Source organism: Lacinutrix sp. C3R15, from assembly GCF_018860825.1.
GTDB lineage: Bacteria > Bacteroidota > Bacteroidia > Flavobacteriales > Flavobacteriaceae > Oceanihabitans.
In genome coordinates this window covers 564,171-572,677 of the sequence record NZ_JAHKPZ010000030.1, presented here as the reverse complement: position 1 = coordinate 572,677, position 8,507 = coordinate 564,171, and the positions used below count along the sequence as shown (strand labels likewise).

Here is an 8,507-nt window from a genome sequence, read left to right as displayed (position 1 = left end):
ATATAAAGCAAACTGATTCCAACTTAGTGTGCCATCTACATAAAGGTTTCCGTTAACAGGCATGGTAAAATCATACCAAATATCTGCGTATTCTTCTGTAGTTTCTGTACAGCCTTCTTCATTATTTATAGTAGCACCACCAATTTCAAAATCTACTGTACTTGCTGTTGTGGTAACAGAAATGTTTTGAGAGGTACTACAAGTATCGTTTGTGAGACTTTGAAAAGCTATGATATCAAAGCTTTGGTAATTTGTATTTGGTGCTGTAGCAGCAGTTCTGTATACACGTAATAAATACGTGTTTCCAGAGCTAAGGTTTGTAAAAAGCTTATTGGTGCTTCCGCAATCTATTTCTGCACCACCACAAGTGTTATAAATGGCAAAATTATTCCAAGATAAGGTTCCGTCTACATATAGATTACCATCAAAAGGCATTGAAAATTCAAACCAAACATCTGCATAGTCTGCTGTAGTACTGCATATGGATTGATTGTTTAATATAGCTGTATTAATGTTAAAGGTGTAATTTGTTGAGGTACTAGATACGGTTATTAAATCAGCATTTGCACAATCATCATTTGCTAGTTGTGCAAATGCAAATTGTGTTAATAATAGTAGAATAAAAAAGTAGCTTTTTTTCATGATTTTCAACTTTTAAAGTGTTAAATATAAGTGAATTAGGTTGAAAAAAGTAAACGCTTTCTTTCTTATTGTATAGTTGGTATTATTTTATGTATAAATGGTTTGTATGTAATGATTATTAGTATTTAATAGTGTATTAATAGGTTACACCTTGTTTGTCTAAAACGGTTTTTGTTCTAAAGGCATAAAACAGTAAATAGACAAAGCATAATACTGCAATCCAATAGGAGGATTGAATATTAAAAACATCTGCTAATTTACCTTGTAATGGCGGAATAATAGCGCCACCAAGAATCATCATAATTAAAAAGGCAGAGCCTTGCGAGGTGTATTTTCCTAAACCAGCAATGCTAAGGGTAAAGATGCAAGGCCACATAATGGAGCAAAATAAACCTCCAGATAAGAAAGCAAATAAAGCGATGTTTCCTGATGAGAATAACCCTATTAGCATGGCTATAATACCAAAAGCACTAAATAATTTAAGGGTTTTTACAGGGTTGTCTTTAGCTATAAAGAAGCCAAGTATTTGTACCGCAATGCAGATGGCGAAAAATAAAAACTGATCTAATGAGTATTTGCCAAAGTTTACTAATAGTATCACACCAAATGCAATATATGGTACTACAACTAATAATATTTTTTTTAGTCCTTTATTAGGGTTAAAAACAGTAATGGCACCAACCCAACGACCAACCATTAAACCTCCCCAATATAACGAAATGTATGGTGCTAATTGTCCGTCGTTTAAAATGGGTAACCCTAATGCGTTTTGGGTGGTTCCGTTTACGGCTTTTTTTAATAATTCACCTAAATTACTACCAATAGTAACTTCTACACCAACATAGGTGAAAATAGCTAACATACCTAAAACAAGTTGTGGATACTTCATGGCTCCCCAACCATCGGCTTTTTTTGAAGAACGTGTATAGGCAAAAACAAGACTGCCAATTACAGCAAATAAAGCAATTATTAATAAAATTAATCTTTTGTGCTCTAAAGCTTCTGAAGAAACTTTACCAGTAGCATAGGTGCTAAAAATATAACCAAAACAAGCAATGATTATTACGGTTAATACTAAAAGGGTGTTTTTCGCTTTGTTAGCAGGTTCAAATGCTGTTTCCGATTTTAAGGATGGTAATTTTTTTGAAAAATGAAATAAAGCCGCAGCTACCAAAAACAACAAGCCGACGCCAATGTATAGTGCCTGGATGGTGGTTAGTTTTATTTCGTTGTTTTTAATCATGGTAGTTAATTCTTCACCAGATAGAGGAGCAGAGCCAAAGATGATAAAAGCTACTACAATTGGGCCAATGGTAGTACCAAAAGAATTGATTCCTCCAGCTAAATTAAGTCTGTGAGAGCCTGTAGCAGGATCACCAAGAGCAATGGTAAAAGGGTTTGCTGCAGTTTGCTGTAATGAAAACCCTAAGCCAACTATAAAAAGAGCAATTAACACAAAGTAGAATATTTGTGTTTGGCCTTGTGCTGCTCCCATAGTTGCAGGATACATAACAAATGCACCAAGGGCAGAAAGGAGTAGTCCGTAAATAATACCGTTTTTGTAACCCCAAGAATTTAAGATGTCTTTTTTTATAGAACTAGATAAAACAAATAAGAATAAAGCTCCTAAATAATAGGCACCATAAAAAGCAAAATCTACCAATTGCGATTGAAATTGGTCTATGTTAAAATAGGTTTTACAAAAAGGAATAAAGACGCCGTTAGAGGCAGCTATAAAACCCCAGAAAAAAAATACCGTAACTAAGGTGGTTAAAGCTGATTTATTGTTTTGACTGTTCATGTGGTTTATTAGTTAGTTGGCTAAATGTAATTAAAATATGTTTTATTTTTAAGTTTTCATTATATCTATATCTTTTGTGCGGTTAAAAAAGGTAACTATTTGGTGTATAAGTAAACCATATTCAATGTTTTGTTGGTAGTTTATTAACAGGTTATTAAGTAAGTTTCTTTGTTAGATGAATTATCTTTGTACTAATAAAAAACATAACATGCGATTTATAATTCCTATTATTCTGGTGGTTATACTAGAACTGTATACTTTTTCTGCTTTGCGAACCTTAACAAAAAACAAAATTATTCTTGTTGGTTTTTGGGTATTGTTTGCATTGGTTTGTGTGGTGTTTTTTTACCAAATGAGTCTGGTAGGAAAAGGGAGCAGGTTTAGCTTAAACACAGGGTATGCTATAGCCTTGGTTTTAACCTTTGTTGTGCCAAAATTATTTGTTTTTGCTTTTCTTTTTATGGAAGATATTGTAAGGTTCTTTCAAACTCTTTTTAATTTTTCGCAACAAGACATAAGCTTAAAGGAAGCAATTCCTTCTCGAAGAAAATTTATTAGCCAGTTAGCATTAGGTGTTGCTGCAATACCATTTGCAGGATTTGTATATGGTGTTATTAAAGGAAAATATAATTTTAAGGTTATTAAACAACAAATTGTTTTTGATGATTTACCTGAGGCTTTTGACGGATATAAAATAACCCAAATTAGCGATATTCATTCTGGTAGTTTTGATAACAAGGAGAAAATAGAATATGCCGTTAATTTAATTAATGAACAGCAAAGTGATACTATTTTATTTACAGGGGATTTGGTAAATGCTGTAGCAGAAGAAATGCACCCTTGGGTAGATACTTTTAAAAAATTAGAAGCAAAAGATGGTATGTATTCTGTTTTAGGAAATCATGATTATGGATATTATGCATACCAATCAGATGAAGAAATTCTAGATAACCATAAAAAATTAGGAAAAATACACGAGCAAATAGGCTTTGATTTATTGCTAAATGAAAGTAGAACCATAGAAAAAAATGGAGAGAAAATTAATATTCTTGGTGTAGAAAACTGGGGAGCTTCTAGACATTTTCCTAAACGAGGAAGCTTAAAAGAGGCAACTAAAAATATTGCAGATAATGGTTTTAATATCTTACTCTCGCATGATCCTTCTCACTTTGATTTTAAAGAAATGGAGGTGAATACAACCGATAGAAATCATTTAGATAAAGTACTTGACGAGGCTAATATTATTGATTTTGAAAAGAAGATTCATTTAACCTTAGCAGGTCATACACATGGTATGCAGTTTGGTATAGAAATTCCTTTCTTTAATTTTAAATGGAGTCCTGTAAAATACCGTTACCCTAAATGGGCTGGTTTATACAAAGAAGCAGAGCAGTATTTGTATATCAATAGAGGTTTTGGCTTTTTAGCCTTTCCTGGGCGTGTTGGTATTTGGCCAGAAATTACAGTTATAGAGTTAAAACGAGGTACTGTTACTGCATAATTAATAATAAATGTTATACTTTATAATAAAATCGTTATTTTTACAATAACACCTTTATTAAAAGCTATAGCGTATGTCAAAATTTGGAGAACTTATAGATGTAGAAATTCCTGTGTTGCTAGACTTTTTTACAGCAGATGAGCAATCACAAAATATGCATGTAATTCTTAGAGATGTTGCTGCTGCGCTTGGAGATAAAGCCAAAGTTATTAAAATTGATGTAGAAAAAAATCAAGAGCTTGCAGAGGCTTTACGCGTAAAGAGTTTACCTACTTTAATTATCTATAAAAATGGGGAAATGAAATGGAGGCAATCAGGATATCAAGATGTAGATACGCTTATTGGTTTAATGCAAGAATATGTGTAATGCTTTTTAGTGATTAAAAGGAGCTAATTTAAACTTTTAAAAGTGTAGCCTTTTTTACTGTAATACTCTAAAACCTTTGGTAAAGCGTATTGCATATTTTTTGAAGCTTTTACACTATCATGAAACACAATAATACTTCCCGATTTGGCTTTAGTAATAACATTGCTTAAACAAACTTTTCTAGACACAAATTTGTCCCAATCTATAGACAGTACACTCCACATAATAATTTTATAACCTAGCTTTATTAATGCTGTGCCTTGTTTTGGCATTATTTGCCCATAAGGAGGACGAAATAGTTTAGTGTGTGATAAATTAGCATCACTTTTATTCTGTTCTGTAAACGACTTATTTAAGTCTATAATACGTTGTGCTCTTTCAATATTATCTAAATACTCTGGTACAGTTGTTCTCCAGCCTTTTAGGTGGTTGTGTGTGTGATTGCCTATAGCATGACCTTCTTTTAAAATATTTTGAAAGATTTCAGGGTGTTTTTCAATATTATTTCCGATGCAGAAAAAAGTAGCTTTAGCTTGGTATTGCTTTAGTGTGTTTAAAACCCAATTGGTAATTTCTGGTGTTGGACCATCATCAAAAGTGAGATATATTTCTTTTGTATTAGCAGTTATTTCCCAAGTGTATTTAGGAAATAATTTTTGTACCACTAAAGGTGCTTTTACAGGTGTTAGATTCATGATAATAATGCAAACATAAAAACAATATTATAATCTTCAAGGTATTGGTTATAACAATAAAATTTACATATTGTAATTATAAAGGTATTGAATATTAGGTGGTTTTAGCCCAATAACCCAATACCTTTTTACTTTTTATTCTGGTGCAATAATTGTGTCTTTTTGTAATACATCTAAATCTTGTTCTGGCGTTCTGGTTGTTTCATCAGGAATTCCAGCATTAAAATGATCAAACAACTGTAGGAAGTTTGTAAATGTTTTAGCTTCGGTTTTTGCTAGTTCATCATCATAATTTAAAACAACATCTACAAGAGCCTTATATCGCTCTATATCTGTAATAATAAGTTCACCAAGTTCACGTTGTTTTCTTTGGTCTAACGTGCTGTAGTAGGTTAAGTTTTCTTGGTATTTAACACTTACATCTTTAAATAGTTTACGTGCTTTTTCTTTTGCGTCAACTTCATAATAAGCACTTATATAAGGTTCTAATAAAGTGTAATAACCAAAGTAGTCTACAGGCATTTTATCCATCGCTAAATCTGCAATTTCTTCGGCTTTTTCTGGTTTGTCTTCGTTTATAAATTGTTCTATTAAACGAGCAAGGTTTCCTCTGTAAGTAATTGAGTTAGTTCTGGTTTCAACATCGTGATAAATGTCTGGACTATTGCTGTTTCCCCAATCCCATTTTTTTACAATATTGTACATCTTTTCACTATCTACTCTTCCCATATCAAATGGGTTTGCTCTGTCTACAGGAGTTCTTATAGGTGTTAGTTTGTAACACATACCATCTAGTTGCAGGTAGTCTTTCATCCAGATATAATCATCTTCACTAAATGCGCCACCTGTAAAATAAATAGGTCTTTTCCAGTCATTATTAGCAACAATATCTAGCATAAGAAGACGGTTTTTATACAATGCGCTTTCTGTAATCTTAATTTGTATATAGTCTTCTATTTTATCTGCATCTTTTTGGTCTACAATTCCATATTTTAAAGCATTTTCTTTATTTACAGGAATGACAACATCTTCTACAGGAAAATAATTAGAGTTTACTAATTGATTTGGATAGTCATTAGGGTTATCTCCTTGTTGCTGAATAATGTATTTAAATTTTGTTTTAGGATTATCGCTTCCTACAAAATCTAAGAAATCTTTAATTAACATGGTGTCTTTAGAGATTTGTCTTTTCATGATATAATCTCGAGTACCATGTTTGTATTGGTCATGCGTAAATTGAGAAGGTATTGGGTCACTTTCATACGCTTTACGTTTCATTTGGTCTATATACCAATCTGTTTGAAAAAGACTGGTGTTAATTACACGAACATCGGTTCTGTAGCCTTCAATTTCCTGGGCATACCAAAGTGCAAAAGTATCATTATCACCAATGGTAAATAAAATAGCGTTTTCATCACAAGAGTCTAAATACATTTTAGCCATAGCTTCTGCAGTGTATTTACCCGATCTATCATGATCATCCCAATTGTTTGCAGCTAAAATTCCTGGAACTAAAATTAAGCACACTACTGTAATTGCAGGCGCTAACATTTTTGAGGATATTTGTTTTTTAAGGGTATCATAAATAGCATAAACCCCAAAACCAATCCATAGGGCAAATACATAAAACGAACCAACAACAGAGTAGTCACGTTCACGAGGCTCAAAAGGTCTTACGTTGGTATATACTTGAATTGCTAATCCAGTAAATAAGAAAAACACAAGCATAGTCCAGAATACTTTTTTATCTTTATTAAATAAAAAGAACAAACCAATAAGACCAAGAATTAATGGTAAAAAGTAATAGGTGTTTCTGGCTTTGTTGTTTTTAACGTCTCCTGGTAGGTTTTCTTGTGATTGCCCTAAATGCAAAGAGTCAATAAAGTTAATTCCGCTAATCCAGTTTCCGTGATTATCATATTTACCTTGAATGTCATCTTGTTTTCCGGTAAAATTCCACATAAAATAACGCCAATACATGTATCCTAATTGGTATTCAAATAGGTATACAATATTGCTAATTAAAGATGGTTTTTCAATATCAAGATATTGACCAAATTGCTTTAAAAAACTGTTGTAGTCTTCATAGTCTATTAGTCCTTGATTTACATCTGATTTAAAATCAGAAATTGCTCTTCGTAATTCGTTTTCTAATTGGTATTCTGGTTTTAGTTTAAAATCTAAAATACCAGTAAACATTAGGTAGTTTTCAGCATTTTCTGCACTCCACATTCTTGGTAAAATAGAAGCGTGTTCGTGGTTGTAATTCTGTTTCGCTTTTTTATAGTCGTTAACAATTACATATTTTCCTTTTGCTTCGTCTTTTTCGTATTTAGGCTTATCATCTACATAAGGTTCAATTTCATCTAAACCAGAATATTGGTCGGTAAATTGTGGTCCGTAAAACAGGTGTGTTTCCGGGTATTGCTCTAAGTTATAATAGGCTAGCAGCTCTCTGGCGCTAGAAGGGTTGTTTTCATTAATTACCACATTTGCATTGGCACGAATAGGTAACATGGTCCATGTTGAAAAACCTATTATAATAAAAGTTAAACACAGAATACCAGTGTTTAAATGAATGTAGTTTTTCTTTCTTGTGTATTGTAAACTATAGTAAACAAAAGCTATTAAGAGTAAGCCAGCTATAATAGTTCCTGAGTTAAAAGGAAGACCAATAGAGTTTACAAAGAAAATTTCTAAAACACTAAAAAATCTTAAAATGTTAGGAGCAAGAAGCTTAAAGATAAAAAGTAGGATAGCAATAGTAACTGCATTGGCTATTATAAAACTCTTGACTGTAATTTCTTTGTAGTTTTTAAAATAATAAATGAGTCCGATAGCAGGAATAGTAAGTAATCCCATAAAGTGCACACCAAACGAAAGCCCGATAACAAAGGCAATTAAAATAAGCCAACGGTTTCCTCTAGGTTTATTCATGTCTTGTTCCCAACGTAAACCTAACCAAAACAGAATAGACATAATTAAAGTAGCCATGGCATATACTTCTGTTTCTACAGCATTAAACCAAAAAGAATCTGTAAAAGTAAAGGCTAAACTACCTACTAAAGCAGAACCTAAAATTGCAATAGATTGATTTTTACTTAAAGTATCATCCTGACGTACTAATTTTTTTAGTAAAAGACTTATGGTCCAAAACATAAATAAAATAGTAAAAGCACTGGCAAAAGCACTCATCATGTTCATTACAAGTCCTATTTGTGAAGGTTCAAGAGCAAACATAGAAAAGAAAGCACCAAGCATTTGAAATAAAGGAGCTCCAGGAGGATGACCTACTTGTAATTTTGAAGCGGTTAAAATATATTCACCAGCATCCCAAAAACTTACTGTAGGTTCTACCGTTAAGCTGTATGTTATTAAAGCGATTAAAAAAGAAAACCATCCTAGAATAGTATTCCATTTTTTAAAATTGAATTGTGTCATGTATTAGTCTGAATTAGCATGGCGAATTTAATAATAATTATGAAAGTAACATAGATTTTA

General features: G+C 32.1%; 6 protein-coding genes. 2 read left to right on the top strand and 4 right to left on the bottom strand.

Translation table 11 applies throughout. From position 1 onward, the window contains the following. Positions 1 to 642: hypothetical protein (locus KO494_RS11165; protein WP_215967679.1), on the bottom strand; the 642-nt coding region annotated here is incomplete at its 3' end. Positions 643 to 778: 136 nt separating this feature from the next. Further along, positions 779 to 2,443, bottom strand: coding sequence for an MFS transporter (locus KO494_RS11160; RefSeq protein WP_215967678.1), 1,665 nt, complete (start codon positions 2,441 to 2,443; stop codon positions 779 to 781). A gap of 208 nt (positions 2,444 to 2,651) precedes the next feature. Here KO494_RS11160 and KO494_RS11155 point away from each other — a divergent pair, with 208 nt between their 5' ends. Both KO494_RS11155 and KO494_RS11150 read left to right on the top strand, forming a co-directional pair. Continuing rightward, positions 2,652 to 3,944, top strand: a complete 1,293-nt coding sequence (locus KO494_RS11155) for a metallophosphoesterase (RefSeq protein ID WP_215967677.1) — start codon at positions 2,652 to 2,654, stop codon at positions 3,942 to 3,944. A gap of 73 nt (positions 3,945 to 4,017) precedes the next feature. Then, positions 4,018 to 4,311 carry a co-chaperone YbbN gene (locus KO494_RS11150; protein ID WP_215967676.1) on the top strand — a complete coding sequence of 98 codons (294 nt, stop codon included), beginning with the start codon at positions 4,018 to 4,020 and terminating at the stop codon, positions 4,309 to 4,311. Between the two features lie 23 nt (positions 4,312 to 4,334). On the opposite strand, the gene KO494_RS11145 is transcribed toward KO494_RS11150, so the two are convergent. After that, positions 4,335 to 5,006, bottom strand: coding sequence for a polysaccharide deacetylase family protein (locus KO494_RS11145; protein WP_215967675.1), 672 nt, complete (start codon positions 5,004 to 5,006; stop codon positions 4,335 to 4,337). 135 nt (positions 5,007 to 5,141) lie between these two features. Beyond that, the gene (locus KO494_RS11140; RefSeq protein ID WP_215967674.1) at positions 5,142 to 8,447 is read right to left on the bottom strand and encodes a DUF2723 domain-containing protein; all 3,306 of its coding nucleotides are present in this window, start codon (positions 8,445 to 8,447) and stop codon (positions 5,142 to 5,144) included. Positions 8,448 to 8,507: the final 60 nt, after the last annotated feature.